The 16297-nt window shown below is 68.4% G+C and carries 13 protein-coding genes; 4 read left to right on the top strand and 9 right to left on the bottom strand.

All coding sequences use genetic code 11. From position 1 onward, the window contains the following. The first annotated feature begins 81 nt into the window (after positions 1–81). Positions 82–1227: a glycosyltransferase family 4 protein gene (locus tag MLE18_RS13125; RefSeq protein ID WP_243439257.1), complete on the top strand. Its 1146-nt coding sequence runs from the start codon at positions 82–84 to the stop codon at positions 1225–1227. Positions 1228–1399: 172 nt separating this feature from the next. Then, positions 1400–3295 carry an asparagine synthase (glutamine-hydrolyzing) gene (gene asnB, locus MLE18_RS13120; RefSeq protein WP_243439256.1) on the top strand — a complete coding sequence of 632 codons (1896 nt, stop codon included), beginning with the start codon at positions 1400–1402 and terminating at the stop codon, positions 3293–3295. 4 nt (positions 3296–3299) lie between these two features. On the opposite strand, the gene MLE18_RS13115 is transcribed toward asnB, so the two are convergent. Continuing rightward, entirely contained in the window at positions 3300–5636 is a 2337-nt protein-coding gene (locus MLE18_RS13115) for a GGDEF domain-containing protein (RefSeq protein ID WP_243439255.1), read from the bottom strand. A gap of 151 nt (positions 5637–5787) precedes the next feature. Between MLE18_RS13115 and MLE18_RS13110 the strand changes: the two genes are divergently transcribed. Further along, positions 5788–6564 carry a hypothetical protein gene (locus MLE18_RS13110; RefSeq protein WP_243439254.1) on the top strand — a complete coding sequence of 259 codons (777 nt, stop codon included), beginning with the start codon at positions 5788–5790 and terminating at the stop codon, positions 6562–6564. Positions 6565–6575: 11 nt separating this feature from the next. Here the strand turns inward: MLE18_RS13110 and MLE18_RS13105 are convergent, their stop codons facing one another. The 7 genes from MLE18_RS13105 to MLE18_RS13075 form a co-directional block, all read right to left on the bottom strand. Then, positions 6576–7772, bottom strand: a complete 1197-nt coding sequence (locus MLE18_RS13105; RefSeq protein ID WP_243439253.1) for a GAK system CofD-like protein — start codon at positions 7770–7772, stop codon at positions 6576–6578. 53 nt (positions 7773–7825) lie between these two features. Next, a complete protein-coding gene (locus MLE18_RS13100; protein WP_243439252.1) occupies positions 7826–8896 on the bottom strand; it encodes an HprK-related kinase B in 1071 nt (356 codons plus the stop codon). Then, positions 8893–9768: a GAK system ATP-grasp enzyme gene (locus tag MLE18_RS13095; RefSeq protein WP_243439251.1), complete on the bottom strand. Its 876-nt coding sequence runs from the start codon at positions 9766–9768 to the stop codon at positions 8893–8895. The genes MLE18_RS13100 and MLE18_RS13095 overlap by 4 nt, the downstream gene beginning before the upstream one ends. 20 nt (positions 9769–9788) lie before the next feature. Beyond that, positions 9789–11444: a PhoU domain-containing protein gene (locus MLE18_RS13090; RefSeq protein WP_243439250.1), complete on the bottom strand. Its 1656-nt coding sequence runs from the start codon at positions 11442–11444 to the stop codon at positions 9789–9791. Between the two features lie 3 nt (positions 11445–11447). Beyond that, positions 11448–11765 carry an amphi-Trp domain-containing protein gene (locus MLE18_RS13085; protein WP_243439249.1) on the bottom strand — a complete coding sequence of 106 codons (318 nt, stop codon included), beginning with the start codon at positions 11763–11765 and terminating at the stop codon, positions 11448–11450. 71 nt (positions 11766–11836) lie between these two features. Continuing rightward, entirely contained in the window at positions 11837–13012 is a 1176-nt protein-coding gene (locus MLE18_RS13080; protein ID WP_243439248.1) for a hypothetical protein, read from the bottom strand. A gap of 90 nt (positions 13013–13102) precedes the next feature. Further along, positions 13103–13690, bottom strand: a complete 588-nt coding sequence (locus tag MLE18_RS13075; protein ID WP_243439247.1) for a GAK system XXXCH domain-containing protein — start codon at positions 13688–13690, stop codon at positions 13103–13105. Between the two features lie 160 nt (positions 13691–13850). On the opposite strand from MLE18_RS13075, the gene MLE18_RS13070 reads away from it, so the two are divergent. After that, positions 13851–15332, top strand: a complete 1482-nt coding sequence (locus MLE18_RS13070) for a GGDEF domain-containing protein (RefSeq protein WP_243439246.1) — start codon at positions 13851–13853, stop codon at positions 15330–15332. Here the strand turns inward: MLE18_RS13070 and MLE18_RS13065 are convergent. Then, a complete protein-coding gene (locus MLE18_RS13065; protein ID WP_243439245.1) occupies positions 15329–16282 on the bottom strand; it encodes a LysR family transcriptional regulator in 954 nt (317 codons plus the stop codon). The two genes, MLE18_RS13070 and MLE18_RS13065, sit on opposite strands and share 4 nt — an antisense overlap. Positions 16283–16297 lie beyond the last annotated feature (15 nt).

The raw sequence follows: 16297 nt of genomic DNA, 5'->3' as shown, positions 1-16297 counted from the left end.
CAAAGGGCTTCGCCCTTTGGAATCCCCAATGGGTATGGTGCTGTTCAACGCTTTGACGGGCTTTTGAGGACTCCGAACGCGATGCGCATTCTGGCCATCAACTACGAATACCCGCCTCTGGGCGGGGGCGCGGGCAACGCCACGGCCAACATCTCCCGCGAGATGGCCCGCCAGGGCGCCGAGGTGCTGGTGCTCACCTCGGCCTTTCGCGGCTTTCCCGCCCGCGAGCGCGTGGACGGCTTCGAGATCCGGCGCATCCCCACCATCCGCCGCCACGAGGAAAAGTGCGCCGCCTGGGAGATGGCCGCCTTCATGGCCAGCGCCAGCGTCCACGCCCCGCTCATCTCCCGGCGCTTCAAGCCCGACGCGGTGCTGGCCTATTTCGGCATCCCCTGCGGGCCGCCCGCCTGGCTGGTCAAGGCGCTTAGGGGCACGCCCTACGTGGTCTCGCTGCGCGGCGGCGATGTGCCCGGATTCCAGCCCTACGATCTGGCCGCCATGCACCGGCTCACCGGCCCGCTGATCCGCTTCCTGTGGCGCAAGGCTGGCGCCGTGGCGGCCAACAGCGGCGGCCTGGCCGCCCTGGCCCGGCGCTTCGAGCCCGGCCTGGAATATCCGGTGATCCCCAACGGGGCTGACACGGCCCTCTTCCACCCCCGCAGCGGCGAGCGAGCGCCCGGCCCGGTGCGGCTGTTCTTCCACGGCAGGCTCGTTTACCAGAAGGGCCTGGACCTGCTTCTCGCTGCGCTGGGCGGCATGCCCGCCGCGACCTTCGAGCTGCACCTTGCGGGGGACGGCCCCATGCGCCCCGAGTTGGAACAGCAGGCATCCTCCCTTGGCATCCGCGACAAGGTTTTCTTCCACGGCTGGATGCGCCGCCCGGAGCTGGCGCGCGCCCTGCGCGGGGCGGACCTCTTCGTGTTCCCCTCGCGGGACGAGGGCATGCCCAACGCCGTGCTGGAGGCCATGGCCTCGGGCCTGCCCGTGGTGGCCAGCGCCATCGCCGGCAGCGAGGAGCTGGTGCTGCCGGGCCTCACCGGCCGGCTCGTGCCCTCCGGGGACGCCCCTGCCCTGGCTGCCGCCCTGGCCCCCCTCCTGGAGGACGCCCCCCTGCTCGCAGCGATGGGCCAAGCCGGGCGGGAGCGCGTGGAGAGCCAGTATTCCTGGGCTTCGGCCGCATCGCGTTATTTGGAGCTGTGCTCCTCGCTGACCGGAGGGAAGCGCTGATGCGACATCCCCGCCGCCTTGGACGCGAAGCGATATGGGATTGCAAAGGGAGGAACTCCCTTTGCCCGCCGGAGGCATCTTTACTCTTGGCCTTCATGCGTTCCGAAAGAAGCCTCCGGCGGCCAAGGGGCTTCGCCCCTTGGAACCCCTTCCCGGTTTTGAGGATGCAGCAATGTGCGGCATAGCGGGCATCATCGCCCCGGCGGGGCAGTCACCAGACCGGCTCATCCTGGAAAGCATGGCCTCGGCCATCGGGCACCGGGGGCCGGACGGCCACGGCTTCCACCTGCGGGAGCGCGCGGGCCTGGCCCACTGCCGCCTGGCCATCATCGACCTGGCCACGGGCGACCAGCCCATGTCCAACGAGGACGGCTCGCTCTGGATCGTGTTCAACGGCGAGATCTACAACCACCTGGACCTCAGGCGTGAGCTTGAGGCCAAGGGCCACGTCTTCGTCACCAAATCCGACACCGAATCCATCATCCACGCCTACGAGGAATACGGGCCGGACTGCGCCCGCCGCCTGCGCGGCATGTTCGGCTTCGCCATCTGGGATGAGCGCCGCCAGATCCTCTTCGCCGCGCGGGACAAGCTGGGCAAGAAGCCCTTCTTCTACGCCGCCGGGCAGGACGGCTTCCTGTTCGCCTCGGAGCCGGGCGGGCTGCTGGCGCACCCCGGGGTCTCCCGCGAGCCGGACCTGCACGCCCTGAACCTGTACCTCACGCTGCAATACGTGCCCGACCCGCTCTGCGCCTTCAGGGCCGTGTCCAAGCTGCCCCCGGCGCACCACCTGACCTGGGACGTGTCCGGGCTGCGCCTCACGCGCTACTGGCGGCCCGAGTTCGAACCCAAATGGACCCAGAGCGAGGAACTGCTTGCGGAAGAGCTGCGCGAACGCCTCACCGAGGCCACGCGCATCCGGCTGATGTCCGAGGTGCCGCTGGGCGCGCACCTCTCAGGCGGGATCGATTCGAGCATCATCACGGCCATCATGGCCGGGCTCTGCGCCGAACCGGTGAAGACCTTCTCCATCGGCTTCAAGGAGCAGGCCTTCTCGGAGCTGCCCAAGGCCAGGGCCGTGGCCCGCCGCTACGGCACCGAGCACCACGAGTTCCAGCTGGAGTACGGCCACGTGCCCGACACCCTGGAGGAGGTGGTGGCCCACGTTGGCGAGCCCTTCGCCGACCCCTCGGCCCTGCCCTCCTGGTTCCTGGCGCGCATGACCCGCGAGCACGTCACCGTGGCCCTGAACGGCGACGGCGGGGACGAGCTGTTCGCGGGCTACCAGCGCTACTGGCTGGACCCCCTGGCCAACATCTACGCCTCGCTGCCCGCCGCGCTCACGCAGCGCCTGCTGCCCGCCCTGCTGGACCGCCTGCCCCAGCGCGGGGACAAGCCCATCGAGGCCGACTGGGTGGCCGGGCTCAAGCGCCTGGCCCAGGTGGCCCGGATCAGCCCCAAGGCCAGCATCGTGCGTTGGGGCTCCTACTTCGCGCCCTGGGAGGCTGCCGCGCTCTGGCGGGACGAGCCGCGCGGGCAGGCCCTGGCCGGGGACGGCGCGGAGGCCCTGCTGGCCGGATATTTCGATGAGGCCCGCGCCGCGAGCTTCCTGGACCGCACCCTGGCCGTGGACATGGCCGCCTACCTGCCCGGCGACCTGCTGGTGAAGGCCGACCGCATGTGCATGGCCCACGGGCTCGAGGGCCGCTCCCCCCTGCTGGACGCCGACCTGGCCGACTGGGCCGCGAGGCTGCCCGGGAACATGAAGATGCGCGGGCGCACGGGCAAGCACCTGCTGCGCCGGGCCTTCGCGGACGTGCTGCCGCCAGAGGTGCTGGCCGGGGGCAAGCGGGGCTTCGGCATCCCGGTGGGCAAGTGGCTGCGGGAGGACCTCTCCGGCTGGTGCCGGGAGCTGCTGCTGGGGGGGGTGGCGGCGCGGCGCTGGTTCAGGCCGGAGGAGCTGGCGCGCGTGCTGGAGGAGCACGCCGGGGGCCGCGCGGACCACGGCAAGCGCCTGTGGGCCCTTGCCGCGCTGGAGCTGTGGCTGCGCCGCTTCGGCGCGGCTTGAACGCTCAGCAGAGGGAGGCGAGCCCGGAGGGGCCGCGCCTGTCGCGAACCCAGACGTTGCCGGGCTGAATCTTGGCGTACTTCTTCATCTCGGCCGAGCGGTGCGAGATGGAATCGAGCGTGCAGTTGCCCTGGCAGTCCACGATGGCCAGGGAGACGCTCACGAACCCGAAGCGCCCCTCCTTGCCGGAGCGGTCCTTGCCCGTGATGTAGCCCGCCGCCCTGTCCTGGTCGCCGTAGCAGGAGGGGGCCAGCCGCTTGAAGCAGCGCGTGACGGCCCGGCAGATGCGCTCCGCCCTGTCCGGGGTGGTCACCAGCACGAAGTCGTCCCCTCCCACGTGGCCCAGGAAGTCCTTGGGGGAGCCATGGCGGCGCAGGGCCCAGGCCATGATGCGCGAGGCCATGAGGATGATCTCGTCGCCCGCCTTGAAGCCGTAGGAGTCGTTGTAGACCTTGAAGTTGTCCAGGTCGGCGTAGATGAAGCTCACCGGCTCACCGCTGCCCACCCTGGACTCCATCTCCCGCTCGATGGCCACGTTGCCGGGCAGGCCCGAGAGCGGGTTGGCCCCCTTGGCCAGCTCCATCTGCACCTGGGCCAGGGCGTCCAGGATCTTCTGCACCGAGGCCAGCCCAGAGAGCTTCCCCTCCCTCGTGACCAGGACGTGGTCGTAGACCTTGTAGCCCTCGCGGTTCATGGCCGCCTGGGCCACCACCTCCACGGGGGTGTTCCAGTCCACGATGAGGGGCTGGCTGTCCATGATCCTGGTCACGGGCCGGTTGGTGTAGAGCGCCAGCCCGTACTGGGAGGAGAGCACCCTGTCCATCTGGTGGCGCGTCACCAGCCCCACCGGGCGCCTGCCGGAGATCACGGCCACGGAGCTCACCTGGGGGTGCTGCTCCAGGAAGCGCTTCACCTCGCCCACGTTGGCCGTGGCCTGCACCTGCACGGCCTGGTCCGCGTGGCTGCCGATGGGCGCGGAGCACTTGAACTCGGCCATGGAGCGGCGGTTGCCCGTGACGATCAGGCGGGCGGCCTCGGGGCTCAGCTCCGGGCGCGGCGCGCCGGGCCGGGCCAGGAAGTAGCCCTGCCCGTAGTGCACGCCCATGGCCACCAGGGAGGTGAGCTCGGTGGGCGTCTCGATACCCTCGGCCACCACCTTGCAGCCCACCTTGTCGGAGAAGGTCAGGAAGGTCTCGATCAGGGCGCGCTTCACCGGGTTGGAGTCGATGCCGCGCACCAGGGACATGTCCAGCTTGATGAAGTCCGGGCGGATCTCCGCGATGGACCACAGGCCGGAATAACCGGTGCCCACGTCGTCCACGGCGACCTTGTAGCCCTCGCCCCGGTAGTGGTCCAGGGTGCGGTGGAAGAGCGAGAAATCCTTGGTGGAGTGACGCTCGGTGATTTCGAGCACCACGTCGTGGGGCTCCAGGCCGAGGGAATCCAGCAGCCTGACCGTCTCGCCGGGGTTGAACTGGGGGTCCACCAGGGTGCGCGGGTGCACGTTGAGGAAGAGCTTTCGCCCCGCGCCCGGGTTGCCGAAGCCCTTGAGCGCGGCGGCGCGGCAGGCCCGCTCCAGGGGGAAGACCAGGTTGTTCTCCTCGGCGAAGCCGAAGAGCATGGCCGGATTCTCGAAGGTGCTCCCGGCCGGGCCTCGCGCCAGGGCCTCCCAGGCGAAGATGCCCCCGCCGCGCAGGTCCACCACGGGCTGGTACACGGCGCGGACCCCGCCGGTCTCCAGCACGGAGCGGAACTCGCCCAGCAGGCCGCCCGCCGTGGGGTTGGCCGTGCCCCGGATCATGCCGTGGGCGTCGGCCAGGGCCGTGTGCATGGCCTGCTCCAGCCCCTTGCGCCCCGAGCCCTTCTGCAGCCGGGCCACGCCCACCGCCAGCTCCAGGTCCTGGCCGGTGAGGTTGAGCGCCTCCCGCTTCAGGCGGGCGCGCAGGTTCAGGCGCATGATGGAGGCCGTGTGCGTCAGGGCCTCCTGCCGCAGCCCCACGCCCCCAAGCACCAGCAGATGCTTGTCGCCCTCCAGGCGCTCGAGGAGCACCAGGGGCAGCCCCTGCACCTGCTCACTGGCAAGGGAGGCCAGCGCGGCCTCCATGGCCGTGGCCAGGGCGTCGGATATATCCTGCCCATAGATGCGCGAGAACATGTAGAAGTCCTGGATTTCGAAGAGCATGACGCCCACGGGTTGGCCCAGGGAGAGCATGTTTTCCAGGATGTCGCGATGCGGGGGGTCGAAAAGTGACAGCGTCCGCCCCAGGGAAGGGGCGGGCTTGCCGGTGCGCAGAAAGCGCTGCTCCAGACGCGGCTTGAAGTCCATGATGCTCACTGCCATGCTGTCTTGGTATACCCAAATGCACTCGCAGCTTGGCGGAAGCGTGAAAGGAATGTGAAGAACGTGTGACGGTCATTGTTACATCCCTGCGCCGGGCCTTGCCAAGATCGCCACCGCCCCGTAGGGGTGAATCACTGGAAAGAGGTTGCGCATGCCCAAGAACAAGTCGTTCCTGGAAGATTTCTACACCGAGACCATGACCGAGATGGCGGACAACTTCTTTTCGCGCCGCCGCAAAGTGGAGGCGCGGCTGGAAGGGTTCGCCGCATTGGCGGGAGACGTGCGCGGGATGGGGCTGCGCGCATTGAAGCACTGGGGCGCGTTGTTCGGCCTGCTGGTCGACGAGGAACTGACTATCGGCTTCTTCCGGGAATGCGGGGTGGACGCGGGCGCCCTGCCCGCCCTGGCCGCCGCCGCGGGCGACCCCTGGCGCTTCACCCCGCCCTTCGCCCTGACCTTCGCCGGGCGCTACGCCAAGAGCGTGCGTTATGTTTACATGGCCGTGCGCGCGGCCACGCAGGACTACCTGCACGGCGCCTACGGACCTGACCCGCACAACCCGGCGCGCAAGATCCTCCTGCCCAACCTGGACAGCCTCAAGGCCCTGGCCGAGACCATCAACGCCGAGGTGGAGGGGGTGAACAGCGGTCAGTCGCCCAGCGCGGTGCTCTCCTTCGCCAAGTCCATGGACCCGGCCGAGGTGGAGAAGGAGGCCGTGGTGGGCGGCACGGGATGGGAGGACGTAAGGAAGCTGGACAGGGAGCTGGCCTTCAAGGCCATCGACCTGGACGCGCTGGGCCTGCCCGAGCTGCCGGACATCCCCCCGCTGGACGACGTGGAGGTGCAGTTGGACGCCCTGAGCAGCGCCATCAGCAGATTGCGCCCCGAGGAGGCCCGGCGGGCGCTCAGTTGGTTGAAGGCGAGGTAAGGCGCCACCCCTCACGCCAGCGACAGCAAATGCTCGATGACCTTGCACTCGTCGAACAGGGGGGCGTTCTCCTCGCTGGCGAGGTCGCACTCGATGATCCCTATCCCCATTCCTTCCAGTTGCTTGAGCGCCAGCGGGTGCTGGTAGATCTCAAGCCTCTTGTCGAGCATCACGAAGTTGAGCAGCGCGCTCGTGGGGCGCGGCTTGGAGCAGCTGGCCCGCAGGTACTCCACCAGCCGCCGCACGCTCTCGCCCAGGCCCAGGCCAAGCTGTTCCGGGTCCCCCGCCGGGTTGGGCACGAACACCTTGGGGCATTGGGCCTTGGCCACGGCATCGCCCACGCCCCTGGGCAGCAGGTTGGCCACCAGGCTCGAATAGAAGCTGCCCATGGGGTAGCAGATCAGCTCAGAGGAGCGGATGGAGTCCTTGATCTTTCGGCGGATCTCCACCTCCACGGGGGTCGTGTCCTTCTGGCTGGCGCAGAGGTAGACCCGCTTCACGGGGCTCTTGATCGGCCCCTCCTCCTTGCCGGTGAGCAGGTGCTGCCCGGCCAGCACGGTGCCGTCCGCCAGCTCGGCGGCCAGGGTGAGGTCCCGGTTGACGATGGGCCGCACGGTGCCGCGCGCCTTGACCATCATGGCGAACATGTAGATCACCGGGTCGATCTGGCGGTTGTAGTTGAAGAAGCCCCCGGCCAGGATCAGGTTGCCGATGCTCGCGCCGCGCAGGTCGAACTTGTGATCGCGCATGGCGTGGCGGAAGAACCCCAGGTGCGTGCGGATGATCTTGCGCATGGGGTCCGGCACGTCGGCCACCAGGGGGGCCTTGCCGGAGATCATCTCGTCGAGCATGGCGGCGAGATCGTCCTGGCACTGGTCCTTGGGAAGGCGGTGGGCGAAGAGGCGGTAGATCTGCGGGTTGCCGTGCAGGGTGCGGTCCGCCAGGGCCATGAGCCGGTTGCGCAGGTCGCCCACGGCCAGCATGTGGAAGCTCTTGCGCAGCTTGGCCGATGAGCCGCCGGAATCGAATGGCGTGATCAGGTGCACGGAGTTGTGCGTGTAGCGCACCAGCTCGCGCGAGAGGTCGCGCAGGGCCGTGCCACCGCTGAAGAAGAGCGCCTTGGGCCCCAGCTCCGGGGCCTTGAGGTAGCGCGCGATGCGCACCGGGTCCGGCAGTGTGACGGTGTGTGTGACGGATACTTTGGTCATGCGCGGGCCCTGGGCGTCGCGCCGGCACTGCCGGCCGGACGCCGACTATGTGTTCAGCCTCTCAGGAACGCGGCCAGCTCGGCGGCCGCCTTCTCGAAGTCGATCCTGCCGGTCACCTCCAGCACGGCGCAGCCCGAGAGCATCTCCACGTAGGCATCCTCGGAGAAGTCCGGCACGGTGAGGTCGCCGGTGGACTCGAAGAAGAGCCCCGTGCTCTTCATGAAGGCCGGGAGCAGGTCGCGCCGCTGGCCGATGTCCACCGGGGCCACGCGGTGCTCGCCGCCGCTGCGCGTCCAGTTCAGGATGGCCAGGCCCTTCATGCGGGCTTCCAGGTCGAAGCGGCCGGGGCCGTAGCAGGTGTCGATGAAGGCGTCGTACTTGTGCTCCAGGCTCCAGAGCTCCTCCAGGGGCAGGTCCTTGAAGGCGGCCCTGTCGGATTCGGGCATCACCGAGGCCAAGCTCGGGTTGTTGAGCACGGTGCCGGGGTTCACCCGGGGCATCTTGGCCACGCCGTACATCATGAGGTCGCCGTTGCTGCGGCCCAGCATGATCCGGTCGTTGGAGACGAAATGCAGGCCGTGATTCATCATGTGCAGGGCCAGGGTTGACTTGCCCATGCCCGAGAACCCTGCCAGGCTCAGGCCCGCGCCCTCGTGCGACACGCCCGCCGCGTGGCCCAGCAGGCAGCCCTCGTTGAGCCTGTGCTCGATGAAGCGGTTGTTGATGAAGTTGACCACCTGGTTGGGGTTCTCCAGGCAGGGACCGACGGCCACGTTGAGGCCCTCGCCGAAGAGGAAGGCCATGCCGGTGAGGCGCTTGTGCACCGCCCGTCCGCCCTCGAGGGCCGCCCATTCCTCCTTGATCTTGGTCTTGCCCGGCTCGGGCTCCTTGAGTTGGTAGTCCAGATGCAGCCTCTGGGGCTTGCCCTCTATGGCCAGTACCTCGCAGACGGCCGGGCCGCCCTGGCGCAGGAAGTCGCGGAAGTAGTCCGCAAGCCAGGCGATGAGCGCGGGCTCGTTGGAACGCACGTCAAGCGGGTAGCTTCCGAAACGCAGGCCGAGGGTGTGCGGGCAGGGGTTGGCGGCGAGGATGGGGGCAAGGACCCCCTTCAGGGTGAGGTTCATGCGAGGCGCTCCAGAACAAATTTGACGTAAGCGTCCGCGGCGTCGATGCCGCAGGCGTCGAGGAGGCCCCGGAACCCGCCGAAGGCCGATACTTCGAACACGATGGGGCCGTCGGCCGTTTCAGCGATGTCCACGCAGGTGAAAGCCATGTCGAAGAGGGACTGGGCCTTCCGCGCCAGCGCCACGATCTCGGGGGAGGGCTCCACGGCCACGTACTTGCCCCCGGCGTTGGTGGTGGTGTTCCAACTGGAGCCGCCCGACTTGCGGGCGTAGGTGGCCAGGTACTCGCCGCCCAGGAAGGTGACGCCCAGGTCCTTCTCCAGGGGCGGCAGCATCTTCTGCAGGTACATGACCGCGTTGCCCGCCTGCTTGAATGCCTCGATGCGCTCCCTGGCTCCGTCGCCCGCGGTGATGACCTCCATGCCCCGGGCCTTGGTGGAATAGAGCGGCTTGAACACGGCCTTGCCGAAGCGCTCCACGGCGTGCAGGGCCTCACCCACGTCCTCGGTGATGACCGTGGCGGGCATGGGCAGGCCGCCCGCGCGCAGGGTCACGGTGCAGCTCAGGCGGTCGATGAGCCTGATGATGGAGGAGGGCTTGGAGAACACCGGCAGGCCCTTGAGCTCCAGGAAGCGCAGCATCTCCAGCCGGTCGAGCACGTCCGGGGAGTACTGCGGCGCGATCTTCTTGACGATGAGCGCGTCCAGCTCCAGCAGGTCCTGCCCGTTGTAGCTCACGGTGCCGTGTTGCAGGTCCAGCACGGCCTTGTCCATGTCGATGAGCAGGCGGAAGCCCGTGTGCTTGCGGCAGGCGTCCGCCAACACCTCGGAGGACCAGCCGTCCGTAATGCCCACAACGCCAATCTTTTTCATGTCACTCTCCAGAAATCCGATCAGTAGATGAGCACGGCCTCGGGCAGGCGGTAGCCGCGCCAGGGGCAGCTGCTGCGGCTGTGCGCCAGCAGGTCCTGCATGAGGAACACGCCCCGGTGGTACATCTCCTTGGCGAAGCGCTGGTTGAACTCGAACCTGCTGGAGGTGATGAAGGAGCGCACCAAGCCCAGAGCCAGGCGGGCCTCGAAGGTGTCGTCGCCGAACTCCGCCGCGAAGGCGCGGGTGAAGTGCAGGAACTCGCGCATCACGCGGTCCAGCCGTTCGCGCAGGCGGAGGTCCAGCACGGGCAGCCGGAAGTTGGAGATGAGGAACACGGAGACGTCCTGCACGTAGTCCTGGTCCTTGGAGCGGTGCAGGTCGATGTAGTGGATGCGCTGTTCCTCGTGGTTGTAGACGATGTTGTTGATGTTGAAGTCGCCGTGGATGAACACCGAGAACGGAGCCTCAAGCCCCTGCTCGATCTCCGCCGCGCTGGCCAGCAGCTCCTCGAAGGCGGGTATCTCCATGCCCTCCAGGCCCATGCGCGGAGTTTTGAAGGAGGGGTGCATGCGGTAGACGTCCTCCAGGCGGCTCTGCAGCTGCCTGATGTAGCCGCCGCGCACGGACTCCTTCCTGATGGTGTCGCTCCAGAGCTGGTGCACGGTCTGCAGCAGGATGAAGGTGGCGTTGGCGGCGATGTCCGGCGCGCCGGTGAGCACAACCTCCTGGTAGGTGCAGCCCCCCAGGTACTCCATGAGCATGGAGGCCGAGTCGCCGTCCTCCTGGAAGGCCTGAATGGTGGGCGGCAGCCCGGGCATGACGGACTTCCAGCGGTTGATGTTCTGGGCCTCGTTGCGCAGCTTGGCCGCGTTGCCCTCCTTGAAGAGCACGCCGCTGGTCCGGGAGCCGCGCTGCCTGCCGCCCGTCCCCTCCACCTTGCCGATGCGGCAGCCCGAACGCGTGCCCCAGATGGAGTGGAACTCCCCGTCGGAGATGGGCACCTCCTGCCCCAGCTGGTTCAGGGTCTGCTTGAGGGCCTCATACTGGTGGATCTTGAACTTCTCCCCCACGGCGGCGAAGATGATGGCCTCGCCGATGTTGAGGATGGTGTCCCCCATGCGCTCCAGGTAGCGGAAGATGTTGTGGCAGGTGATGCAGTTCTCGGGGGATTCGCCCTTGCGCAGGTCCGCCAGGATGGCGTCGAAGTTGGTCTTGAACAGGGTGTCCAGGGTCACTTCCACACGGCAGATCTTGAAGGCCAGGGCGATGTCCTGGTTGTAGAGCGCCCGGATCACCAGGTGCAGGGCCTTCATGATCTCGGCGAAGAAGGCCCGGTAGTCGTAGCGCTTGATGAACGCCGGATCGCGCAGGTACTGCTGCTGCATCACGATGTTCACGGCGTGGTCGGCCATGCGCTCCAGGTTGGCGGTGATGATGTTCACGGCCCGGGCCTGGTCGATGGCGCGCTTGTCGCCCCCGAAGCCCGTGTGGATGCGCGAGAAGCACTTGTTCTCGATGACGCTCTTGAGGTTGTCTATGTAGTCGTCCCGGCTCTCGATCTTGACCACGAGGCCGGGGTCCGGGTGTTCGAGGACCTTGAGGGCGTTCTCCACCTGCTTGGTCACTTCCAGGACCATGAAGCGGAAGTTCTCCTCCACGCCGTCCAAAAACTTCATCGCCTACCTCGCATCCCCGGGAGTGATGGAGAGGGTGTCCTCCTCGGGTTCCTTGGCCTCCACGTTCTCGCGCCAGTGGAACTTGAGGGTGAGCTTCATGCGGCCCTCCTTGCCCTTGGCCTCCACGGCGAAGCCGACGAGCCCCTTGGGGGAGAGCACCAGATCAAGGTCCTTGCGGGTGAAGCGCATGGAGCCCGCCTCGAAGCCGTCGGTGATGGCCCGGAGGTAGCCCACCAGGGTCTTGACGTCCTGGGCTGATTCGAAGGTGAACTTGCCCTCCGTGGAGGGCTGTTCCGCCTTGTCCTTGTCGTCGCACTGCATGACGATGGTCTCCTGATCCAGCCGGAGGCGGCGGTACCGCCCGGCCGGGGGTGTTGCTGTGCCCGCGCGGCCTAGCCGAGCCGCGCGCGGTATTCGTCCATGACGGTCTTGCGGCTCACGCCGGACATGATCAGCCCCTTGGCTATGCCGAGGTCGTCCCAGGCGGGCTGCAGGCCCACCTCGCGGGAGACCTTGTCCTTGTCCTGCTCGTCCGGGGCCTTGAGCTTCTCGCTCAGGTGGCAGTCGTCGCCCATGAAGATGAGCATGGGCCTGTCCTTGTGGTAGCCGCGTCTGTTCTGGTCGATCACCACGTTGATGAGGAACTCGGTGTACTGCTGCGACTGCGGGTTCCAGACCTCGATGCCGTCCACGTCGTAGTTGCGCAGCAGGATGGGCCAGAACTGCTCCGGGTGCGGGATGACGACGCCCGCGCCGATGGAGCGGGCTTCCTCCACCACCTCGGAGGCGCGGTAGAAGTAGGCCAGGGAGAAGTTCTCCTTCACGACCTCCTTCACGGCCTTGGCGAACACCTGGGCCTTGTTCACCAGGCGCGGGTCGTGGATCTGGCGCAGGCAGTCGAAATAGTTGCGCACCAGCTTGTTCTTGAAGGCGTCCTCCGGCGTGCGGGACTCGTTCATGATCACGAGTTCCTTGAGCCTGCGGGCGTAGATGGAGACGAACTCCACCACGTCCTCGTCGGAGCCGGCCATGCCCGCCGCCTGTTGGCGGCGCTCGGCCCACTCGGGCTCGCACATGGCGTCGAGGTATTCGTAGAGCTGGGACGAACGGTACTTGAAGGTGTGGCGCAGCATGTTGGAAAGCACGCCCGCGCGCTCCAGCCTGTCGGCGCGCAGGTGGATGAGCAGCTGCACCTTGCGGTTGAAGCCGTGGGAGTAGCAGTCCACCTCCACGCCCGCGTAGTCGCCCCAGGTGAGCAGCTGGTTGTGCTGGGTGGGGATGATCAGCTCGTCACGGCTGGAGGGGAACATGGCCGCGATGCGCTCCCTGATGATGGGCATGGGCACCTGTTCGGGGTGCCAGTGCACCGCCAGCACGTATTCCTGGCGCGGATAGCGGGTCCTGGGGTTTCTGATGGACTCGGCCTGCTCGGGCGTGACCCCGGCGCAGGTGAGGCCCAGGTAGGTCTCCAGGTCCCAGTCGGTGACCTCGCGGGGGATGGAGGACAGGTCAATGCTGGCGCAGGCCGGGGAGCCCGGCTTCACCAGTTCGATGGATGGTGTGGACATGCGACGCCTCTATGCTTTCGCCCCGGGCGCGGCAAGAGCGGGCGCGCCCGGTGCGGAAAAGGTGATGTGCCGAAGCGGGTTGCGCGGGCCTCACGCGTGGCGGGAGTGGCACTCCCGCTTGAGCCGGGCAAGCTCCTGGTGCATGGCCTTCATTGCCTCCAGGTCGCCCGCGGCGAAGGCCGCTTCAAGGGCCTGCGTCTTCTCGAGGTATTCGGGATAGAACTCGTCGCCCTTGCCCGGGTAGGCCACCATCAGCTTGGAATCGGCGATGAAGCTGGCGAATTCCGCGGCGGGGGGCGTCTGCCCGGCCGCGAGCGCTGTGCCGATGGCCTTGAAGGTGGATTTCATGTGCTTCTTGAGCGACTTGTACTTGGGCATTTCGCCCTCTTCCTCGTCTTCCTCGCCCTCGATGATTCCCGGTTCCAGGATGCCCGGCTCCAGCAACTCCGCCGCGCTCCGCGCAGGCTTGGGGAACTTGATGGAGAGTTTGGCGCGCAGCTCGCCCTCCACGGAAGGCTTCACGGCGATCTTGAGCCCGCGGTAACCCTCCAGGCTCACCGGAGCCTCGCCAGCGCCAAGGGCGCCCGCCTCGATCTGGTCGGCCAAGGTGCGCAGCCAGTCGGCCAGCCCGTTCTCGGGGATCGCGAATTCGACCTTGTGTTTCCCTGTCATGCTCATGAGTTGATCCTCCCGATGTTCCAGGCTCACTTTCTAGCACCCGGCGAACGGATGTCCAACTATTCTCTACCCCGCCATCATGACGAACATGTTACCGCCGCCGCCCCTCGCGCGGCCCACCGGCAAGATTTTCCGGCACCAAACTTGCTTGCCCGCAGGCATGAGCACCGCACCACGCACCACGCGCAAGCGCGCCACCGGCAAGCGGACCCGTCCGGTCTGGCTGTTGGGGGTCTCCGGCCAGCCGGCCCGGAAGATCCGCCTGGCTGTCGGAGAGAGCGAACCGCTGCAGCGCTTCGAGGCCCGCGACCTGCCGAGCCAGGCCGACTTCGACCGCGCCGCGCCCCTGGCCGTGTTCGTGGACCTTGACCTCTGGCGCTCCCTGCGCCACGCCCCGCCCTCCTGGATGGCGGGGGCCCGCAAGGTGCTGGTGGCCGGGGACTCGCCCCCGCCCTCGCGCGAGGAGGTGCTGGCCCAAGGCTTCGTGGCCTGCCTCAAGCCGCCCATGGCCAAGGCGCGCATCGTCTCCGCGCTGGAGAACGCCCGCCAGGCCGCGCAGCTCTTCGACGAGATGTCCGCCCTGCTGGCCGACGCCCAGCGCGAGCGCGACCAGATGGCCCACGAGAACTCCATGCTGGCCTTCCGCCAGGGTCTGCTCTCCAAGGCGATCTCCAGCCTGGAGATGCCCGAGGTGCTGGCCGCGCTGAGCGACGGCCTGGCCCGGCTCTTCCCCGTCACTGAGGTGCTGGGCGTATTCTGGGACGGCGACCCCGAGATGCACATGTTCCTGCCCGCGGAGGTGCCCGACGCGGCCAAGGCAACCCGGCTGGACTACCTGCAGGACCTGGCCTCCCGCATCGGCGGGCTGCCCTCGCGCGCGTACAGCGTCCATGAATTTCCCGGCGGGAATCCGGCAGCCCGCACCGAACCCGGCCTGGCGCTGCTGGTGCCCCTGCACAACGGTGAGAAGCCCTTCGGCTGCGTCTCCGTCCTTCTGGAGCGCGACCTGGACCGCAACGAGCAGGAGCTGGCCCGCCAGGCCGTGCACCAGCTCGCGCCCTGGCTGCGCAACGTGCTGGACTTCCTGCGCTTCAAGCAGAGGGCGGACCGCGACGGGCTCACCGGCCTCTTCAACCGCCGGAGCTTTGACGCCCGCCTCGACCACGAGCTCAAGCGCCACATGCGCCACAAGGAAGGCTTCGTGCTCATGATGGCGGACCTGGACCACTTCAAGCAGGTCAACGACACCCACGGCCACCTGGCCGGTGACGCCGTGCTGCGCAACGCCGCCCAGGCCCTGGAGACCGGCCTGCGCGAGACCGATTTCGTGGCCCGCTTCGGCGGCGAGGAGTTCGCCGTCATCCTGCCGCACACCGGGCAGGCCCACGCCTGGATGCTGGCCGAGAGGCTGCGCCGCCGCGTGGCGGACGCCGCCACGCGCTACGCCGGGCGCGTCATACCCGTGACCGTCTCCATCGGGCTGGCCTCGTTCGTGCCCGGACAGGCCGCCACCCCCGCGAGCCTGCTCAGCCAGGCGGACCAGGCCCTCTACGCCGCCAAGAACGCCGGGCGCGACCGCGTGGGCATGATCCCCACCCGCGAGGACCAGCGCGCCGCCGAACCCCGCCGCATGGCAGGCTAGCCGGGCGCAGGCCCGCCGCATGGCGGGCCGGCAGCCGGCACAACCCCGCCCAAACCGGGGTCGTCCCCCACGCAGCGGCGCACGGCCTCCTCGAAGGCCGCCGCCGCCCCGGACAGTCTCCTCCCCCCGGCCTTGACCAGCAGCACGGGCACGGAAAGCTCCTCCCCGGCCCAGCCCAGAACTTCCAGCTCCCCACGAGCGGCCTCGCGCTCCACCGTGAACCCCGGCACCAGGGAGATGCCCAGCCCGGCTGCCACGCAGCGCTTGACCATCTCCACGCTGGCGCACTCCACCACGCCCGGCGTGCTGGCGTGGGCCCTGGCCAGGGATCGGTCCAGCAGCCCGCGCGCGCTCCAGACGTGGGGCGTGAGCACCAGGGGCACCCCGTCCAGGTCCCGCGCGCAGACCTTCCCACCCCCGCCGGGGGCCGTCCCGGGCGCGGCGATGACCACCAGCGGCACCCTGCGCAGCGCCTCCACTTCCACACCCTCCGCCGCGAACGGCTCCGAGAGGATCACGGCCAGTTCCGTGACCCCGTGGAGCACGTCGCGCGCCAGCCCGTGCAGCGACCGCGTGGAGAGGGAGACCCGCACATGCGGGAAGCGGACGCGCAGCATGGGCAGCACGCGCGGCATCAGCCGGATGCCCAGGCTCTCGGACACGCGCACGGCCAGCTCCCCCGGCTCGCCCTCCCCGCCGGTGAGCGCGGCCCGGGCCTCGCGCTCCACGTCCAGCAGCCTGCGGGCCTGGGGCACCAGGCGCGCCCCGTGCTCCGTGAGCAGCACCGTCCGGCCAGAGCGCACGAACAGGGGCTGGCCCGCCTGCTCCTCCAGGGCCTTGATCTGCGCCGTGACCGTGGAGGGGGCGTAATGCAGCCGCGCCGCCGCCTGCCGGAAGGAGAGCCCGGCGGCCACGGCCAGGAAGGTGCGCAAAAGGTGCAGGTCCAGCATTGTTCGATTTCCTTG

It is taken from the genome of Fundidesulfovibrio soli, assembly GCF_022808695.1.
Lineage (GTDB): Bacteria > Desulfobacterota > Desulfovibrionia > Desulfovibrionales > Desulfovibrionaceae > Fundidesulfovibrio > Fundidesulfovibrio soli.
Note: the sequence above shows the minus strand (reverse complement) of the source record. Positions and strands in the feature narration are given on the sequence as shown.